This window comes from Clostridioides sp. GD02404, assembly GCF_045898275.1.
Classification (GTDB): Bacteria; Bacillota; Clostridia; order Peptostreptococcales; family Peptostreptococcaceae; genus Clostridioides; species Clostridioides difficile_A.
Window position 1 is genome coordinate 13,010 of record NZ_JBJOCA010000039.1, and the last position, 19,854, is coordinate 32,863.

General features: G+C 27.5%; 17 protein-coding genes and 2 other annotated features. Of the genes, 15 read left to right on the plus strand and 2 right to left on the minus strand.

The genetic code is table 11. The features are described 5' to 3' along the window. Positions 1-39: 39 nt before the first annotated feature. Positions 40-2,076, plus strand: coding sequence for a thioredoxin domain-containing protein (locus Q3287_RS17700; protein WP_407964563.1), 2,037 nt, complete (start codon positions 40-42; stop codon positions 2,074-2,076). 159 nt (positions 2,077-2,235) lie between these two features. Here the strand turns inward: Q3287_RS17700 and Q3287_RS17705 are convergent, their stop codons facing one another. Then, positions 2,236-2,802 carry a MarR family winged helix-turn-helix transcriptional regulator gene (locus Q3287_RS17705; RefSeq protein WP_054270054.1) on the minus strand — a complete coding sequence of 189 codons (567 nt, stop codon included), beginning with the start codon at positions 2,800-2,802 and terminating at the stop codon, positions 2,236-2,238. Positions 2,803-3,067: 265 nt separating this feature from the next. Between Q3287_RS17705 and Q3287_RS17710 the strand changes: the two genes are divergently transcribed. Next, positions 3,068-4,003 carry an alpha/beta hydrolase gene (locus Q3287_RS17710; protein ID WP_054270055.1) on the plus strand — a complete coding sequence of 312 codons (936 nt, stop codon included), beginning with the start codon at positions 3,068-3,070 and terminating at the stop codon, positions 4,001-4,003. 321 nt (positions 4,004-4,324) lie between these two features. Further along, a complete protein-coding gene (locus Q3287_RS17715) occupies positions 4,325-5,536 on the plus strand; it encodes a helix-turn-helix domain-containing protein (protein WP_407964564.1) in 1,212 nt (403 codons plus the stop codon). A 270-nt stretch (positions 5,537-5,806) separates the two neighbouring features. Here the strand turns inward: Q3287_RS17715 and Q3287_RS17720 are convergent, their stop codons facing one another. Next, entirely contained in the window at positions 5,807-6,328 is a 522-nt protein-coding gene (locus tag Q3287_RS17720) for an N-acetyltransferase (protein WP_054276537.1), read from the minus strand. A 363-nt stretch (positions 6,329-6,691) separates the two neighbouring features. Here Q3287_RS17720 and Q3287_RS17725 point away from each other — a divergent pair, with 363 nt between their 5' ends. The 12 genes from Q3287_RS17725 to Q3287_RS17780 all read left to right on the plus strand — a co-directional run bounded on the left by Q3287_RS17725 (position 6,692) and on the right by Q3287_RS17780 (position 19,660). Beyond that, complete coding sequence (locus Q3287_RS17725) at positions 6,692-7,489, plus strand: 3D domain-containing protein (protein ID WP_167640464.1); 798 nt, start codon at positions 6,692-6,694, stop codon at positions 7,487-7,489. A gap of 109 nt (positions 7,490-7,598) precedes the next feature. Beyond that, the gene (locus Q3287_RS17730) at positions 7,599-8,189 is read left to right on the plus strand and encodes an SGNH/GDSL hydrolase family protein (RefSeq protein WP_407964565.1); all 591 of its coding nucleotides are present in this window, start codon (positions 7,599-7,601) and stop codon (positions 8,187-8,189) included. Between the two features lie 62 nt (positions 8,190-8,251). Beyond that, positions 8,252-9,949: a phospho-sugar mutase gene (locus tag Q3287_RS17735; RefSeq protein ID WP_407964566.1), complete on the plus strand. Its 1,698-nt coding sequence runs from the start codon at positions 8,252-8,254 to the stop codon at positions 9,947-9,949. Positions 9,950-10,166: 217 nt separating this feature from the next. Further along, complete coding sequence (locus Q3287_RS17740; RefSeq protein WP_054270061.1) at positions 10,167-11,006, plus strand: YihY/virulence factor BrkB family protein; 840 nt, start codon at positions 10,167-10,169, stop codon at positions 11,004-11,006. Positions 11,007-11,134: 128 nt separating this feature from the next. Beyond that, positions 11,135-11,755 carry a dihydroxyacetone kinase subunit DhaL gene (dhaL, locus tag Q3287_RS17745; protein WP_054270062.1) on the plus strand — a complete coding sequence of 207 codons (621 nt, stop codon included), beginning with the start codon at positions 11,135-11,137 and terminating at the stop codon, positions 11,753-11,755. A gap of 55 nt (positions 11,756-11,810) precedes the next feature. Continuing rightward, positions 11,811-12,812: a dihydroxyacetone kinase subunit DhaK gene (locus Q3287_RS17750; protein ID WP_167640462.1), complete on the plus strand. Its 1,002-nt coding sequence runs from the start codon at positions 11,811-11,813 to the stop codon at positions 12,810-12,812. A 23-nt stretch (positions 12,813-12,835) separates the two neighbouring features. Further along, complete coding sequence (lsrF, locus tag Q3287_RS17755; RefSeq protein ID WP_054270064.1) at positions 12,836-13,720, plus strand: 3-hydroxy-5-phosphonooxypentane-2,4-dione thiolase; 885 nt, start codon at positions 12,836-12,838, stop codon at positions 13,718-13,720. A 67-nt stretch (positions 13,721-13,787) separates the two neighbouring features. Next, positions 13,788-14,099, plus strand: coding sequence for a hypothetical protein (locus tag Q3287_RS17760; protein ID WP_054270065.1), 312 nt, complete (start codon positions 13,788-13,790; stop codon positions 14,097-14,099). Between the two features lie 116 nt (positions 14,100-14,215). Then, a complete protein-coding gene (locus Q3287_RS17765) occupies positions 14,216-15,151 on the plus strand; it encodes a sugar-binding transcriptional regulator (RefSeq protein ID WP_407964567.1) in 936 nt (311 codons plus the stop codon). Between the two features lie 127 nt (positions 15,152-15,278). Continuing rightward, complete coding sequence (locus Q3287_RS17770) at positions 15,279-17,135, plus strand: ATP-binding protein (RefSeq protein WP_407964568.1); 1,857 nt, start codon at positions 15,279-15,281, stop codon at positions 17,133-17,135. Positions 17,136-17,217: 82 nt separating this feature from the next. Beyond that, positions 17,218-17,458 (plus strand) — a binding site (T-box leader). A gap of 65 nt (positions 17,459-17,523) precedes the next feature. Next, positions 17,524-17,759: a binding site (T-box leader), on the plus strand. Between the two features lie 85 nt (positions 17,760-17,844). Beyond that, positions 17,845-19,062: a homoserine dehydrogenase gene (locus tag Q3287_RS17775; protein ID WP_219673492.1), complete on the plus strand. Its 1,218-nt coding sequence runs from the start codon at positions 17,845-17,847 to the stop codon at positions 19,060-19,062. A 115-nt stretch (positions 19,063-19,177) separates the two neighbouring features. After that, on the plus strand, positions 19,178-19,660 hold the full coding sequence (locus tag Q3287_RS17780; RefSeq protein WP_407964569.1) for a hypothetical protein: 483 nt from the start codon (positions 19,178-19,180) through the stop codon (positions 19,658-19,660). Positions 19,661-19,854 lie beyond the last annotated feature (194 nt).

Genomic DNA, 19,854 nt, shown 5'->3' on the forward strand with positions numbered 1-19,854 from the left:
ATTGCAAAATATATAATAAAACAATAATGAGGTGGTATTGTGGAAAATAATAAAAAACCTAATAATCTAATAAATGAAAAATCTCCATATCTTTTACAGCATGCGTACAATCCTATAAATTGGTATAGTTGGAATGATGAAGCTTTTAGAAAAGCAAAAGAAGAAGATAAACCAATATTTTTAAGTGTAGGGTATTCAACATGTCATTGGTGTCATGTTATGGAAAAAGAATCTTTTGAAGATAAAGAAGTTGCTGAAATAATGAACAAAAACTTTATAGCAATAAAAGTAGATAAAGAAGAAAGACCTGATATAGATAGTGTATATATGACAGTTTGTCAAGCTATGACAGGCAGTGGCGGATGGCCAATGACTATAATAATGACACCAGATAAGAAACCTTTTTTTGCAGGAACATATTTCCCAAAGTATTCAAGATATAATAGACCTGGTGTTATAGATTTATTAGAAAGTGTATCTGATAAATGGAAAACAAACAAAGATATACTTATAAAATCTGGAGATGAAATAATAGAAGCTCTTAAAGATGATTTTGGAGTGAAAAATACAGATGGCGAGTTATCAAAAGAGATGTTAAAGTCATCTGTTAGGATATTTAAGGCTATCTATGATGAAAAGTATGGTGGTTTTGGAAATGCACCTAAATTTCCAAGTCCTCAAAACCTTATGTTTTTGATGAAATACTATAGTATAGAAAAAGATGAAGATGTATTAAAAATGGTGGAAAAAACTTTAGATGGAATGTATAGAGGAGGTTTGTTTGACCATATTGGATTTGGTTTTTCAAGATATTCAACTGATAAAAAATGGTTAGCACCTCATTTTGAGAAAATGTTATATGACAATGCCATGCTTACAATAGCGTATTTAGATGCATATAAAATAACAAAAAGAGAATTATATAAAGAAATCGCTATAAAGACTATAGATTATGTGATTAGAGAGATGCAAGATAAAGAAGGTGGTTTTTATTCAGCACAGGATGCTGATAGTGAAGGTGAAGAAGGAAAATTTTATACATTTAATCCTCTTGAAATAATTGATGTACTGGGTGAAGAAGATGGAAAGTTTTTTAATGATTATTTTGATATAACTAATGGTGGAAATTTTGAGGGTAAAAATATCCCAAATCTTATAAAAAACAAAGAATATGATAGATATAATGAAAAAATAGCTAATCTTAGTAAAAAGGTATTTGAATATAGAAAAGAAAGAACATCTTTGCATAAAGATGATAAGATACTTACTTCATGGAATGCATTGATGATAGTAGCTTTGGCAAAGGCTTATAATACTCTAAAAAATGATGCGTACTTAGAGTATTCAAATAAATGCCTTGATTTTATAAATGACAATCTTGTAAATGAGTCAGGTAGATTGTTAGCTAGATATAGAGAAGGAAGTTCTGCTTATTTAGCTTATTTAGATGATTATGCTTTTTTAATATGGGCATATATAGAGCTTTATGATTCAACATTTGATATGAGATATTTAGAAAAGGCGTTGAATTTAAATGAAAGCTGTATTGACCTTTTCTGGGATTATGAAAAAAGTGGATTCTATATATATGGTAAGGATAGTGAAAATTTAATAGCAAGACCAAAAGATTTGTATGATGGTGCTATTCCATCAGGAAATTCTGTTCAATTATACAATCTTATAAGACTTGCAAAGATTACTGGTGATAGCAAACTTGAAGAAATATCGTATAAACAATTAAAACTATATGTAGATAATGTAAAAAATTCTCCAACTGGGTATAGTTTCTATATGCTTTCATTGATGTATGAACTTTATCCTACCAAAGAAATTATATGTATTTTAAAAGAAGACTCTGATTTGATTGGATTTAAAGAATTAATAAGTAAAAATTTTATACCAAATGCAACTTTTTTAGTAAAGAAATACAATGAAGAAAATGCCAAGATAGATTTTTTAAAGGATTATAAATTAAAGAATAATAAGACTACTTATTATGTGTGTCAAAACAATAGCTGTAGCCAACCATTTAATGATTTACAAAAACTAAATGATATGCTTTTAAGAGTACAATAACTACAAGAAAAGAACTCTATATTTATACTTAATATAGAGTTCTTTTCTTATAACTAACAAATATCACTTTAATCATTTTGTTAGTAGTATTGAGAAATTAAAATTTTTATTTTTTAAAAATTAATTTTAAATTTATATACCTTTATAAATATTATAATATTAGTAAGTTTTGTTTATCTCATTTCTTCTTCTTGAAAACTCTTCAAGTAGTTCAGATTTAATTTTATCTAGTTCTTCGTCTTCCATAAAATTAGCATCTTCTTCAAATCCATCTTGTTCTTCACCATTAAAACGGTACATTTTTTTTAGTAAACTCCATAAAGTTTCCAGTTCATCTTTACTAAATTCATGAAACACATCAGCCATAAAATTTATTCCAATTTTACTACATGTTATCATAACTTCTCTTCCTAAGTCTGTAATTTTAACATTAATAGCTCTTTTATCATGAGGACTTGGAACTACTTTAACATATCCACTTTTTTCAAGATTAGAAACTAGTCTGTTTATGTTTTGTTTACTTGTACCCATTTTTCTTGCGATATTATTTAATGTTGTTTCTTCTTCTGGTAAATGGAGAATAGATAAAATAGTCATATACTGTCTTGAAGTAAGTATACCAAAATATTTATCTCCTTCTATTTGTATTTTGTTTGTAAGGGTAAAGAGAGTAGCATAAGTTTGATTCATTAGAAAGAGTTCTTTTAATTCATTTGAATAATCCATGAAATATCTCCTTTATCTTTGGATTGTATTTTAACGAAAACAGAATATCATGAATTGATTCTAATGTCAATATGATGTCCAAGTATATCTAGGTATTGTTTTTTATATTAAGATTTAAGTTGTTAAATTATTATATAACTTTGTATAGTCATTTGTATAAATGGCTAGTAAATCATAAAGCATATAGAAAGATTTTGACTTGAAAATACTTGTAATATAATATATAAGTTAATATACTGAATAAAATCAATCTGGAGGGATAATTATGAAGTGTACAAACTTTACTTTCAAAGGAGAGGAAGATTTAGATATATATACATACAAATGGGAAGATAAAAATATAAACAATCCAAAAGCTGTTATCCAAATTTCACATGGAATGGCTGAAACAGCACAAAGGTATGAGCCTTTTGCTAAAGAACTTACTAAAAATGGCTATATAGTATATATTAACGACCATAGAGGTCATGGAAAGACTGCGAAGACAATAGAAAATGTTGGTCATTTAGCTGAAAAAGAAGGATTTAGATGTCTTGTAGAAGATATGCACACTTTAACAAATATTATAAAAAAGGAAAATGGGAATTTACCAATTTATTTATTTGGACATAGTATGGGTTCGTTTGCAAGTCAAAGATACATAATGGATTACCATGATAATTTGTCTGGTCTTATACTATGCGGTTCAAATGGAAAACAAGGGATTATCTTAAATTTTGCCCATATGATAATTAATCATGAAATTAAAAAACATGGAAGAAATTCAAGAAGTAATAAAATAAATGATTTGATATTTGGTGGAGAAATCATAAAAAGAAATAAAAACTCTAAATTTGATTGGCTGAGTAGAGATAGAGAACAAGTTGAGAAATATATAAATGACCCATTTTGTGGAGTAGTGTGTAGTTGTGGTTTTTTTTATGATTTGATTCAAGGATTAAAAGAAATTGAGGATAAGCAAAATCTAAAAAAAATACCTCTTGATATTCCTATTTATATAATATCTGGCGATAAAGACCCTATAGGAAAAAATGGAAAGGGAGTATTAAGACTTAGGGACAGATATATAAATTTAGGGGTAAAAGATGTATCTTGTAAGCTTTACAAAGATGGAAGACATGAATTATTAAATGAGATAAATAAGGAAGAAGTATTTGAGGACATAATCTGTTGGCTAAATAATAAAATAGACAGATTGTAATAAAGAAATGTATATAATGTAATATTAGTCTTATAGTATTAGCTCTATAAATGATTTATTTATATTAAATGTGCTCTTTATGAGAATGTCACTTATAGTATAAATAAGTGTGATTACAAATAGGTTATTAATAGCAAGTATTATTATCATTAGATGTGGAATCTACTTTAAGTCAATGAAAGAAAATTTTAGACTAAAATATAACCAACTAAAATATAACCAATGGTTAAATTATGAACATTTTATTAACTTTGCCTCGATTTACTAGTAAATACTTTTTTTATATACTTAAATTACAACAGATGTACTAGGGAGGTATATATGCAAATTAAAATAGGTAAAGTCATACAAACTCTTAGGAAAGAAAGAAATCTAACTCAAGAGCAATTGGCAAAATTTATAGGGGTTTCAACACCAGCAGTATCAAAATGGGAAAGTGGAAATTCTTATCCTGATATAGAATTATTACCACTATTAGCAGATTTTTTTAATGTATCTATTGATAAGCTTATGAATTATAAGATTGATTTAAGTGAAGAAGAAGTAATGAAAATTTATCAAGAATTAGAAGCAGTTTTTGCTGGGATTGAAATTGATTTATCAACAGAAGAACCAAAAGAAGAATGTAAAGAAGACTTAGAATCTGTGAAAAAACTTTCTAATATGTACATAGATAAGTATCCTAAATGTTATTTATTAAAATTAAAGATATGCTCACTGTACCAGATGTATTCATATAAATTTGGTAAGAATGAGTTGAACAACAAAGTAAAAGAAACAACAAATATTCTTGAAGATATAGTAAGAAATACAGATGATATTCAAATTAAAGAAACAGCACTCATTATATTATCAAATGCATATTATATGTTGGAAGATTATGAAAAGGCAGAGTTGTACTTAAGTATGATACATGAACCAATAGGAGATACAAGTGTCAATTTAGCTATGATATATTTAAATCAAAATAGGTTGGAAGAAGCAGAAATATTGCTTCAAAATAAATTGTTCACTAATGTATTCAATGTAAGTATGGATTGTAAAGGAATAATTAATATATACAAATATCAATATAAGGAATTAAAGCAAAAATTGGAGGATGGAGATTCTAATAAAAAAGTAATAGAGAAAGAAATGGAATATATAAAAGATAAGTTACTAGGGTATGCAAACTTTTCTTTAGAAATAAAAAAAATACTTAGTGAAGATAAAGGTGCATTTTTTAATATATATATGGATTATATGGAATTATCTTTAACGTTTTTATTTTTTAATATGAAAGAAGAAGCTAAAGAAGCTTTATATAGTTTAAAAGAAATATTAGAGAAATATCCCATACATGAAAATTTGGATGTTAGCCAAATGAGATTTTTTGATAAAGTAAAATCTAAAAATTCCTATACTTTTAATGTATATACGAATCTGTTAATTGTGTTTAGTGATGATAGTTATAATGAACTTAGAGACGAGCCAATTTTTGAGTCTGTAATTGAAAATCTTTTGGAATTAGAGAAATTGTTAAAAGATAAATAATAAATAAAAATTTAATATAAGACTTAAAGATTACTTAAGTTAAAGGGAGATGTTTCAACATAAAAATTTGAATTATCTCCTTTATTGTGCGAAAATAGAAAAGAATTTCATAATATAGTCCAATTTATGGAATAATTCTTTTGTTCAAGGAAAAGGAATCTTTTATTTTATAACATTAATTAATATTAAAAAAGCAGCTAATTATAGTGAATCAACTGCTTTATATAATTGTTATGATATTTTGCAAAGTTCAATAGAGAGGGACTGTATCTAGAAATTCATTACATGGTTCCCTAAGTATTGATTAAACTTATCATATTCCATTTTAGATAGAATTTCTGGATAAGACATTACAACTAGATTATGACCACTAAATTTATCTTGGTATGGTGGATGAATATGTTCATAATCATTTGCCTTATATTTTACTCTCTCATAGAAAGCCTTACGTTTGATTGAAATATCATCAATAGGAGGGTCAATTTCTAGAATAACAGTTTTTCCCCTTTTATTTAGAAGTTCCAATGTTCTTTGCCCATACATATTATTACGCATTTCTGGAAAAATACAAAAATGCTCTACATAAATAAAGCTTTCTGTTTCCCAACACAAAATTATGCCAACAAACTTGTCTTTATCATAAATTAAATTGAATTGATATTCTTCATTTTCCATAATTTCTGATTGCAAAGAAGACTTTCTCTGCTCATGAAATGGGAAACTAGTTTTATATAATTCCATAGCTTTATAGTATAATCTATCTTTACTGGTTCTTAAACGTTCAAATTTCATTTTGTTCCTCCCAATCATAAAAATTTCTAATCTGCATATGAATTCATTTTATCATAGTCAATATTGGTATACAATGTGTTTTAATCTGTGTACCATCTTTCCGTTTTGTTTCCTCTATGTCCATCTTTTTTAGGATGAAAGATAAATTGTTTATGATATTATTTCAAATTATTATATTAATCACTGATTATTTAAAAATAGTATGTGTGATGGCTTTTAAACTGTCTAAAAATGATTTTAATGATTTTAGAAGTTACAAAAAAGTTACATAAATTTTGAAATCTATAATATACATATATAATATAAGATTAAATCTGTAATGAATAATACTAATTTGAAGTTTGAATAGGGAAGGAGATTATTATGGAGAAAAGAGAAAAAAGGATAATAATATCATCTTTATTGAGTGTATCAATTTTGCTGAGTTTGGTAAGTATTTATTCTATATTAAATAAAGAAGATATAAGTTTAACAGTTAAAGGTAAAGAGCAAAAAGTCTCTTCATTTAAAAAAACAGTTGAAGAACTCTTGGATGAACAGGGTATTAAGTATAATTCTGAAGATAAAATTAATCCAAGTTTAGATACAGAATTAAAAGATGATATGCAAATAAAAGTTGTAAAAGTAACTAATAATCAAAAAGAAGAAATTGAAAAGATTCCATTTGAGACAAAGCATGTGAATGATAGTAATTTATTAAAAGGAAAATCTAAGGTCTATCAAGAAGGAAAAGAAGGAGAAAAAAAACTAGTCTATAAATTAACTTACCATGATGGAAAGTTAGTCAAAAAAATCTTATCAAAAGAATTAATATCTAAGGAGCCAACTACAAAAATTATAAAATATGGAACTAAAGAAAAAGTATTGATTGCATCAAGAGGAGCAAATATAAGAGGTGGAAAACATATGAAAGTGGTTGCTACTGCATATGCAGGAGATACAATAACATCAACTGGAACGACTCCAAGATGGGGTGTTATTGCAGTCGACCCTAGTATAATACCATATGGAACAAAAGTATATATACCTAAATTGGGTATGACTTTTGTAGCAGAAGATTGTGGAGGTGCAATTAAAGGTAACAGAATAGATATTTTTATGAATAGTGAAGGAAGTGCATCAAATTGGGGAAGAAAGAGTATAGATATATATCTACATTAAATTAGTAACTATAATAACTTTACTTGAAAGATAAAAAAGTATAAAATATGAATTAACTAAACTGTTAGATTATTCTTGAAACATAAAAATATATCTAAGGGGGGATAAGATGAAAATAGTCTGCTTAGGAGACAGTTTAACATATGGGTTTGGAGTATCACGAAGTAATTCATGGACAAACATTGTGAATAAAGAGACTCGATTAGAAATAATAAATAAGGGTATAAATGGTGATACAACAAGTGGTATGTTAGTTAGATTTAATGAAGATGTTGTAAAAAATTCTCCTGATATAGTTTTTATAATGGGTGGTACCAATGATTTGATTGTTGGAGCAGGAAATGAAGTTATTAATTCTAATATAATGGCTATGGTGCATCAAGCATATTCAAAAAATATCATACCTATAATAGGTATACCATTGAAACCAGATATTCCAAATGTTAGAGAAGATTGGAGTCGTTTTACTGATTTTAATCTAGTATCCAAAAAGTTAGAATTATATAATTGTTGGGTAAAAAAGTTTAGTGTAACATTTAATACTGAGTTTGTAGATTTTTATTCGAGATATAATAAGTGCATGGAACAAAAAGGATATAAAAACTTGTATTTTGATGGATTACATCCAACAAAAGAAGGTCATAGAATAATGGCAGATATATTTATTAGCTCAGTTAATAAATATATAGAAGAAGTATAATTATATAAAAAATATTTGTTTATACAATTATAATAAATACATAAGATAGGGAGGATTTTATTATGGATTATAGGAAAACTTATGAAGAGTGGGTAAAAAGTTCATATTTTGATGAAGATACAAAGATAGAATTAGATAAGATAAAAGGTAATGAAAAAGAAATAGAAGATAGATTTTATAAGGACTTAGAATTTGGTACTGCTGGTCTTAGAGGTATAATCGAAGCAGGTACAAATAGAATAAACAAATATACAGTTAGAAGAGCTACTTTTGGATTGGCTAACTATATATTAGAAAATACGACAGCTGAAGAAAAAAATAGAGGAGTAGTGATAGCTCATGATAATAGACACAAGTCTAGAGAATTCTGTATAGAGTCTGCAAATACTTTGGCAGCATGTGGTATAAAAGCATATATATTTGATAGTTTAAGAACCACTCCAGAATTATCTTTTGCAGTTAGAAATCTAAATGCAATAGCGGGTATAGTTATAACAGCCAGTCATAATCCTCCTGAATATAATGGATATAAGGTATACTGGGAAGATGGGGCACAAGTTATGCCAGATATAGCAAATGCAATAACTGAGAAAGTAAATAGTATACATGATTACAGTATAATACCAACTTTAAGTGAAGATAATAAACATTTAGTTATTTTATTGGATGAATCACAGGATACTGAATTTATAGAAGCAGTAAAGAGTCAAATTATAAGAACAGACTTAGTTAAAAATGTAGGTAAAGCTTTTAAAATAGTTTATACACCTCTTTGTGGAACAGGTAATATACCAATAAGAAGAGCATTAAAAGAAGTTGGATTTGAAAATATAATTGTAGTTCCAGAAGAAGAAAATCCAGACCCAAATTTTGCAGGTCTTGATTATCCAAATCCAGAAGAGAAAAAAGCTTTAAATAGAGGAATATTACTTGCAAAAGAAAAAGGAGCAGACCTTGTAATAGCAACTGACCCAGACTGCGATAGAGTGGGTGTAGCTGTAAAAACTACCACAGGAGAGTATGCTCTACTTACAGGTAATCAAATCGGTGGTATGTTGACACATTATATAATAGAAGGTTTAAAAGAAAATAATAAGTTAAAAGAAAATTCTACAATGATAAAAACTATAGTTACATCAGAGTTTGGAGCAGATATAGCCAAAGCCAATAATGTTGATGTGTTAAATGTTCTTACAGGTTTTAAGTTTATTGGTGAGAAAATAAAACTATTTGAACAAAATAAAGACAGAAATTATGTATTTGGATATGAAGAAAGTTATGGTTATTTAGTTGGTACTCATGCGAGAGATAAAGATGGAGTAGTTTCTTCATTATTAATATCTGAAATGGCAGCATTTTACTATTCAAAAGGCATGAGTTTATATGAAGGTCTAATAGAACTTTATAAGAAATATGGATTTTTTAAAGAGCAGACTATATCTTTGACTTTAAAGGGTATAGAAGGAGTAGAAAAGATAAAAGAAATAATATCTTACTTTAGAGAAAATCAAATTGATTATATAAATGACATCAAAGTAGTGGATAAAAAAGATTATAAAAAAGGTATAGATAATCTTCCTAAGTCTGACGTTTTAAAATACTTCTTGGAAGATGAATCTTGGGTAGCAATACGACCATCTGGAACAGAGCCAAAACTTAAATTCTACATAGCTGTAAAAGGAGCTAGTGAGGTTGAAGCAGATGAAAAACTAAGTGGTCTAAAAGAATATATAGATATTATGGTTGAAAAATTAAAATAAAAGATGTTTAACTATCTTATAAGATAGTTTTATGATAATATTTATTTAGCTGAAAATTATAATTTACTTTCATTGATTAGAATATAGAAATGTTAGTAGAATTGTTATTTTCAGCTTTTATTTATGTTATTTTTACTTAAATAATTATATTATGGTATGAATCTGAGTATAATTAATATTGTATAATGAAATTAATTTGAGCGAAAAGGGGATATTTATGTTTGGGATAGATAAAAAATTGATTGAATATATAGTTGCAAAATCTAATTACAGTGAATTAAGTTCAAAGTCAGCAGAAGTATCTTTTTTCTTGATGCTGTCTATATTTCCTTTTTTAATATTTACTATAAGTTCTATAGCATATATACCAGTTCTTCATTTAAATAAATATATAGAACTTTTTAGAAATATGATGCCAGAAAGTGCTTTTGATGTATTATCTTCAATTATAGTTTCTGCAATAGATAATAGAAGTTTAAATTTTTTAGCTGTCAGTTTTGGACTTACTATGTGGACATTTTCAAGAGCAGTAAAAGCTCTTATTAAAGGGATGAATAGAGCGTATAAAGTTAAAGAAACTAGGTCTTTTTTTAAAATCCTATCTATATCATTTTTATTTACAATTATGCTTTTAGTGTTAATTTTTTTATCTATGATATTTCTGGTTTATGGAGAGAAAATAGGTTATTTTATTTTTAATTTTATAGGATTAGATAAGATATTTATAAGGATATGGGATATTTTAAGATACTCTGTAGGTATTTTAACAATAATAGTTATATTTACAGCTTTGTATAAATATACACCAAATAAAAAGTTGACTCTGAAAGAATCTGCACCAGGTGCTATTTTTGCTACGTTTTCTTGGTTCTTAGTGTCATTTTTGTACTCTTATTATACAAATTATTATGCTAACTATGAAGTAATCTATGGAAGTATAGCTGAAATAATTGTACTTATGACGTGGATGTATTTTAGCAGTTGGTCTATTGTTATAGGCTATGAAGTAAATTCAAGACTGTATTTTAGAAAGATAAGAAATGAAAGTTTAAAGTAAACTTTAAAAAAAGAAACATTGTTTAATATAACAAATGTAAATTTTGTAAAAACGTTTTCTAAAAATAATTTACATTTGTTATTACATATGATAATATTGAATCAAGATATTAATAAGGAGATGGTTCAATGTTATCAACTACTACATGGAAAAAAATGTTGATAAGTGCGGCGGAAATATTAAAGGAAAATAAGATATATTTATGTGAATTAGATAGTGTAGTTGGAGATGGTGACCATGGGGTTACTATAGATAGAATAGCAGATTGTATGAAAAAAAGAGCATTAGAAGAAAATAAAAATGATAGCATAAAATCAATCAATGAAGATTTAAGTACTTTATGTATGAATGTAAATGGTGGTTCAGCAGGACCTTTATGGGGGACTATATTTGAGGGAATGGCTGAAGGAATAGATGATAAAGATGAACTTGAAATAGAAGAAATAAAAGGTATGTTTAATGAAGCAAGAGAAAATTTATCTCTTATTTCTACTGCTAAAATAGGTCAAAAAACTTTGGTAGATGCATTATATCCAGCCATAGATGCTATTTATAATGTACAGAGTAATGACATAGTAGATATCTTTAGATTAGCTTATGAAAAAGCAGTAGAAGGTGCTGAGAACACTAAAACTTACATAGCAAAATTTGGACGAGCAAAAAGTATAGGAGAAAGAAGTCTAGGACATATGGACCCAGGTGCTGTTTCTATATCACTGATGTTTAAAGGTTTATATAACGCATTATAAATTAGATTAACAAATTAAATAATAAATATAACAAATTTAATAGGGGGAATTTATCATGCCAATGAAAAAATTTATTAACCAGTCAGAAGATTTAACTAGAGAAGTTTTAGAAGGTTTAGAACTTGCAAATTCAGATTTACTGAGAGTTACAGATTCCAATTTAGTAATAAATAAAAAATTAGAAGAAGCAGAAAGAGTAACAATAGTCACTCTAGGTGGAGCAGGTCATGAACCAGCATTGAGTGGATTTGTTGGTGATGGAATGGTCGATATAGCTGTAGTTGGAGATGTATTTGCAGCTCCAGGTCCAAATTCTTGTTTAGAAGCTATAAAAATGGCTGACAGAGGCAAAGGTGTACTGTTTGTAGTCCTTAATCATGCAGGAGATATGTTGACAGGAAATCTTGTTATGAAACAAGTTAAAAAAGAAGGACTTAATGTTAAAAAAGTTGTTACTCAAGAAGATATAGCAAATGCACCAAGAGAAAATAGTGATGATAGAAGAGGTTTGGTTGGTTGTATACCTTTATATAAAATAGCTGCAGGAGCTGCTAAAGAAGGAAAATCTTTAGATGAAGTTGCAGAAATAGCACAAAAATTTGCTGATAATATGGCGACTATAGCTGTTGCATGTAAGGGAGCTACTCATCCATCTACAGGAATGGTTATTTCTGAGCTTGGAGAAAATGAGATGGAAATAGGAATGGGGCAACATGGAGAAGGTGGAGGTGGACGTATGGAAATGAAGTCTGCTGATGAAACTGCTGAAATAATGACACAAGCTTTGATTAAAGATTTAGACATTAAAGATGGGGAAAAAGTAATGTTAATAGTTAATGGCTCAGGAGCTACTACTTTGATGGAAATGCTAATAGTGTATAGAAAATGTCATAAAATATTGCAAGAAAAAAATATAGAAGTACTTTCAAATCATGTTGGTGAGCTTTTAACTACTCAAGAAACAGCTGGATTCCAACTATTTATAGCTAGAATGAATGAGGAATTGTTAAGATATTTCAATTCACCATGTAATACACCTTACTTTAAAAAAAATTAGATTGAATTAAAGGGAGATAAAAAATGGCAGATAAAGATGGAATAATACTACCAAAAGATTACGGAGTAGGTATAAAGCCTCCAGAACAAAGCTTTTATTTAAAAGGAATGGATAATGTGGATTGGGGAATGAAAAATAGATTGTCAAAAATATTCAATCCTAAAACAGGAAAATCACTTATGTTAGCCTTTGACCATGGGTATATCATGGGTCCTACTCAAGGGTTAGAGAGATTAGACCTTTCAATACCTGACCTTATAGAAGATGCAGATTGTCTTATGGCTACAAGAGGAGCTTTGAGAACATGTATAAGTCCAATTCAGGATAAGGCTATAGCACTTAGATGTTCAGCAGGAAGTTCAGTGCTTAGAGAAGATATGAGTAGGGAAGTAATTGGAGTTGATATAGAAGATGCTATAAGAATGAATGCATCTTGTCTAGCTATACAGACATTTATGGGTGCTGAAGGCGAATGTAAAGCTATAGAAAATTTAGTTAAAACAATAGATATGGGAAATAGATATTCTATACCTGTTTTGGGTGTTGTTGCAGTAGGTAAAGAAATGGAAAGAACAGCAAAATACTTCCTGTTAGCCACTAGGATGCTAGCTGAATTTGGAGCAAGTATAGTAAAAAGTTACTACTGTGAAGATTTTGAGAAAATAACAGCTGCTTGTCCAGTACCTATAGTTATAGCAGGAGGAAAAAAAGTCCCAGAAAAAGAAGCATTAGAGATGGCTTATAGAGCTATAAACGAAGGTGCAGCAGGTGTTGATATGGGAAGAAATGTATTCCAATCAGAAAGTCCAAAAGCAATGATAAAAGCAATAAAAGCTATTGTTCACGAGAATAATACACCAGAACAAGCATATAAGTTATTTGAAGAATTAAAGAAGGAGTATAAGTAATATATACTAAGTTAAGTATATAAATATCAATGTAATACATAAATTTCAATATATTGGAGGTAAATTTATGGAATTTGTACATATAGGTGTCATAACAGACAAACCACAAGAACATGAGGAATTTAATGAAGAATTAAAGGTTTATATAACAGACCCAAAATATACAGAGTTTAAATATGAATACTTGAGATTTGTCGAAGGAAGTCCACTTCCAGAAATAATGCAAAAGAATCCTCATGTTGCATATAAAGTAAAAAATATGGATAAATACTTGAGTGAGAATGAAGTAATTGTAGAACCTTTTAATGTAGGAGATAACTTGAAATGTGCATTTATAATTAATGGTGGTTTTATAATTGAATTAATGCAAGAATGTTGATATTTAAGCTAAAAAGTCTAGGATTTTTCTAGACTTTTTTTATTATTAATACAACTTGACAAAATTTATTTAATGATATAATTTTAATTTATAATCAACTTTGAAAGGATGAAAATATGACTATTGATAATGAAATGTTGAAATTAGTAGAAGTATCAAAAATGTATTATGAAGAAAATAAAACTCAAGCAGAAATTGCAAAAATCTTAGGTGTATCAAGACCCTTAGTGAGTAAGATGTTAAATAGAGCAAAAGAGATTGGAATAGTAAAAATAGAAATCAGAGAATTGTTTTCTAGTAATGATTTATTGATGAATCAAATAAAAGATATTTTTAGTATTAAAGGCGGGTTAATAGTTCCTGAAGCTAAAACTGAATATATAACTCAACAAACTATACTAAGTCATGGAATAAAGTATATAAAAGAAGAATTAAATAAGGTCAGTAATGTAGGAATAGGGTGGGGTTATATTATAGGTAATATAATGGAAGAAATGCAAAAGAGTGATGATAATTGTATTTTTAAAGGAGAGGTATATCCATTAGTTGGGATGGCAAATATACCAAACAAAGGATATCATCCTAATGAGTTAATATCTGTATTTTCAAATAGTACAGGATTTAGTCCTGTATTTTTATATGCGCCTGCATTCCCAACTAGTAGTGAAGAAAGAGATATATATTTGAAAACTGAAAATTATCAAAGTATGGAGAAAAAATGGGATAATATTGACACAATAATTTTATCCATAGATAATTACCCACAGGTACCAGACCAAGCTACTGCAATTAGATTTGGGAAAAAGCTTACAAAAGAGAAGGCAGTAGGTTCATTTTTATCTTATTATTTTAATAAGTATGGGGAAATAATTAAAAGTGATAATGACTATGTTATACAAATACCTCTTGAAAAATTAAAAAAAGCAAAAAAGGTTATAGCCATATGTTCAGATTCTAGTGTAAGTGCAATAATAGGTGCATTGAAGACTGGATACATAACACACATAATAACTGATGAGAAAAAAGCGACACAAATAATTATAAACAAATAATAAATTACATAAAATTAAATTTATTTACAAGAAAATCTTATAAAATATGTTATAATTAATAGAAAATTGTCATATAATTACTTAAAGAGTACTATTGTAAATAACATTGAGAGGTAGTGGTTAGGATATGGATACCCATAATAAATATGTAAATTTTATAAAAAATATACCTGTTCCTTTTTTATATTGTAAAGTTATAAAGGAACAAGAAAATATAGAGTATCGAGTAGAATATATAAGTAAAGGTATGGGGAAAATATTAAAATTAGAAGAAGGACTTTGTGACGAAAATATATTAGATTTATTACCTGTATTTAAAGCCAAGAAATATTTTAATGAGTTATTTTCAGATAATGTAAACTGTGTAAAAAGATATATACCAACACTTAAAAATTGGATAAACATAAAAAAACAAATAATAGGAGAATCACATATAATTTTGTATTTTTGCAAGATTGTATTTGATTACAGACAAGTAATCGATTCTTTTAATAAAAAAGAAAAAATAGCCTATATAAAAGATGAAGAAGGCATATACATAGATTGTAGCGAAAATTTAGTTCCAATATTAAATAATAATATTAAAACAACAAAAGATATATTTGGGAAGAATGATGTAGAAGTATGGGGAGAAAGTACCGGAAAATTATTTAGGAATGATTATATAGAAGGTGTATCGAGTAAAAAAAGATTTTTACAAAATCTGTTTGAATACAAAGAAACATTCTTCATGGTTGAAAAATATTTTTTGTATGATGAAGATGAACTTTTGGGAACTATAGGAATAATAGATAATATAATATATAGTGGAAATAGTAACAAAAACTATAATTCAAAAAACTTAATGAAGATGATTGAACATTCAATTCCAGAGAATATGTTTTATAAAGATGTGTATGGAAATTACATTGGATTTAATTCGGGTTTTTTAAATCTAGCTTGTATGAATAAAGAAGAATTATTAGGAAAGAATAGTTATAAAATATCAACAGAAGAATCTTTAATAGATACAATACTTAAAAGTGATAAAGATGTAGTTGAAAATAAAAAGGTGGTTACATTTGAATCAAATATAAGTATGAACAATGAAAATAAGTGTATTGAGATTACAAAAAGACCATTTTTTGATAGTTATGGAAGTGTTATTGGAATAATTGGAACAGCAAGAGATATAAGCAGAAGAAAAAAATTAGAAGAAGAAATGGATAAAAACAAAATGGAGTTCTTTGCAAATTTGTCTCATGAACTTAGAACCCCCATAAATTTAATCTCGTCTTCATTACAATTAATAGAAAGAAAAGAAGCAGATTTAATAGAATCAAATGATACTTTAAAAAGAAATCTAGGTATGATAAAACAGAATGGAAATAGAATATTAAGATTGGTTAATAATTTTATAGACTTTACAAAAATGCAGTCAGGATATTTAGATTTCAAACCAGAAGAGTCTGATATAATTTCATTTATAGAGGATATATGTATGTCTGTAGCTGATTTCGCAAGTCAAAATAACATACAACTTACATTTGATACAGAAATAGAAGAATTTACTATGTTATTTGATTCAGAAAAATTGGAAAGAATAATATTAAACTTGCTTTCTAATGGAATTAAGTATAATAAAGAAAATGGAGAGATAAATATATTTCTATGTGTGAAAGATGATATGTTTAAAATGAAAATATCTGACAGTGGAATAGGTATACCAAAAGAAAAAATAGATAAGATATTTAATAGATTTGAACAAATTGATAATGAACTTTCTTATAGGGTTAAAGGAAGTGGAATTGGCCTTTCACTAGTGAAATCTTTAGTTGAATTACATGATGGAAGTATATGTTTAAATAGTCAACTTGGGATTGGAAGTGAATTTATTGTTTCATTGCCAATTAGAAGAGAAAGTAATACTGAAAAATGCAATTATAAAAGAGAAGTTAGCGATGAACTAAGTAAAAAATTAGAAATAGAATTTTCGGATTTATAATTTAAGTGTAAATAGATAAAATTTTAAAAAACTATTGACAATTGTTTTAGAAGGGTTTAAAATGAATTACAACATAATAAATAAAAAAGCGATGAATAGGAAGAGTAAATCTAATTCGATTGCCAGAGAGAAGAGTCCATCGGCTGAAAGACTTTTTAAATTAGAGAGATTGAAAACTACCTAGGAGCTACTTTCCGAAGTTATCTATATTAATAGATTTTAGTAAGAATAGTCGTTAACTGCGTTAAAGTGTAAAGTGAGTTTTCATAATATATGAAAATTAAGTTAGGTGGAACCGCGGGAATAATACTCTCGTCCTTATGTTATAAGGATGGGAGTTTTTTGTTATTTAAAAATATAAATAGTAATTATAATAATCATAAAAAATATAAAAGCGATGAATAGGAAGAGTAGATTTAGTTCGACTATCAGAGAGGAAAGTTCAAAGGCTGAAAGACTTTCTAAGTTTGAAAAATTGAAAACTACCTAGGAGCTGTGGTCTGAAGTTACCTTGAAAGGTTTTAGTAAGATTAACCGTTAACTGCGTTAAAGTATAAAGTGGATTTTATCAATAAATGATGAAATCAAATTGGGTGGAACCGCGAGCATAGACTCGTCCCTTTATCTAGGGATGAGTCTATTTTTATTGCAATAAAAGATTGAAAATAAAAAAAAATCGGAAAATTATAAATTTTAGGAGGATAATAAAATGGATAATAAAGTGAAAATTGGAGTACTAGGATATGGAACTGTAGGAAGTGGACTTATAGATATAATAGATAATAATAAAGAAAAAAGAAATATAGAAATAGTTGGAATTTTAGTTAACAATCTAGAAAAACATAAAGGTAAAAAATATTCTAATATAATAACTAATAATATAGATGATATATTTGAAAAAGATATAGATATACTTGTAGAAGTTATGGGTGGTTTAGAACCAACATTATCTTATATTAAAAAAGCTTTAAATAATAAAATTCATGTTGTTACAGCAAATAAAGATTTGCTAGCTGAATGTGGAGATGAGCTTGCAAAATTAGCAAGTGAAAATAAGGTAAGTATAAAATTTGAAGCTTCAGTTGCTGGAGGGATACCAGTATTAAAACCAATAATAGAGTCATTAGAAGGAAATAACATAGATAGTATAAATGCTATTTTAAATGGAACTACTAACTTTATATTATCTAAAATGTATGATGAGAATTTATCTTATGATATGGCGTTAAAGCAAGCTCAGGAATTAGGTTTTGCTGAAGCCAATCCAGAGTCAGATGTATTAGGATATGATGCTGCTAGAAAACTATCAATATTATCAACTCTAGCTTATGATAATAGAGTGTATTGGAAAGATGTATATTTAGAGGGAATTACAGATATAGATGAAAAAGATATTGAATATGCAAAAAAATTAAATTGTAAGATAAAATTAATTGGTCAAAGTAAGTATGAAAATGATAAAGTAAGTGCTTTTGTTAGACCTGTCCTAGTAGAAAAAGATAATATACTTGCTAGAATAGACAATGAATTTAATGCTGTTATAGTAAATGGCGATTCAGTAGGAGAAGTTTCTTTTGTAGGTAAGGGAGCTGGAAGTCTAGCAACAGGAAGTGCAGTTTATTCAGATGTGATTGATATAATAGATAATAGAGTTTCAAGTATAGACTCTTTTACTAAAGATAAAATACAGGTTAATAAGATAGTTAGAGAAAAATGTGGAGCACTTCTTAGATTTAAAAAATGTAATAAAGATGAAATATTGAATATAGTTGAGAATTGCTTAGTAAATTATGATGTTTTAAATGATGATGATGAGCTTGCTATCATGGTTTATGCTGATTCTGAGTATGAAATAAATAACAGTTTATGTCTAATAAAAGATAAGGGATATTGCGAAAAAATGAATAAAATGTTGAAAATAAGTTAAAAAAGGAAAAAAATAAGTTTATATGTAACATATTTTGATAATTTTAATACTATATACTATGAGATAAAACAAAACATCTCATAAAAAATTAAAATTAAAAGGAGAGATATGTTATATGGAAAATAAAAAATATGCAAATGGTGGTTATCCAGAAGATTGGTATGAAAGAGGAGAAGCTACAGCTAAATGGTTCCAAAATGATGGAGAAGAATATGAAAGAGCAGCATACGATGAAGATAGAGAAAGAAGAGGTTCAAACTGTGGATGTTCAAATCAAGAAGAAAATAGACCTAGAAACTGTGAAAGATTTAGAAAAGAAGCTGAAATAAGAGAAAGAGAAGCTAGAGAAGCATTCCGTGAATCTGCAGAAAGAAAAAAAGAAGCATTAGCATATGAATGTGAAGCTAGAAAATTATGGGAACAAGCAGAAAAATACTGGGATGAATATTCAGAGTTCAATTATAGAGGAATAGAATATTTAGCAGAAGCAGCTAGATTATTTGATAAAGGTATGGAATGTGAAGCTAGAAGAAAAGGAAATAATGACGATTGTTGCCATAAGTGTCATAAACCTAATTGTAACTGCTGTAGAAAATAAAATAATTTCATTGACAAATCAATAGTTAAAATATATCATATTATGTATAATAAAGAGAAAATTCAGAAAAAAATTAATGATTAGAAGAAATATAAGTATAGTTATTAGACAAATAGTGCTCAGTTAGTGAGGTGAGTACAATATGATTAGACTCCCATCCTCTAGCTTTTAATAGAGGGTGGGAGTTTTTATTT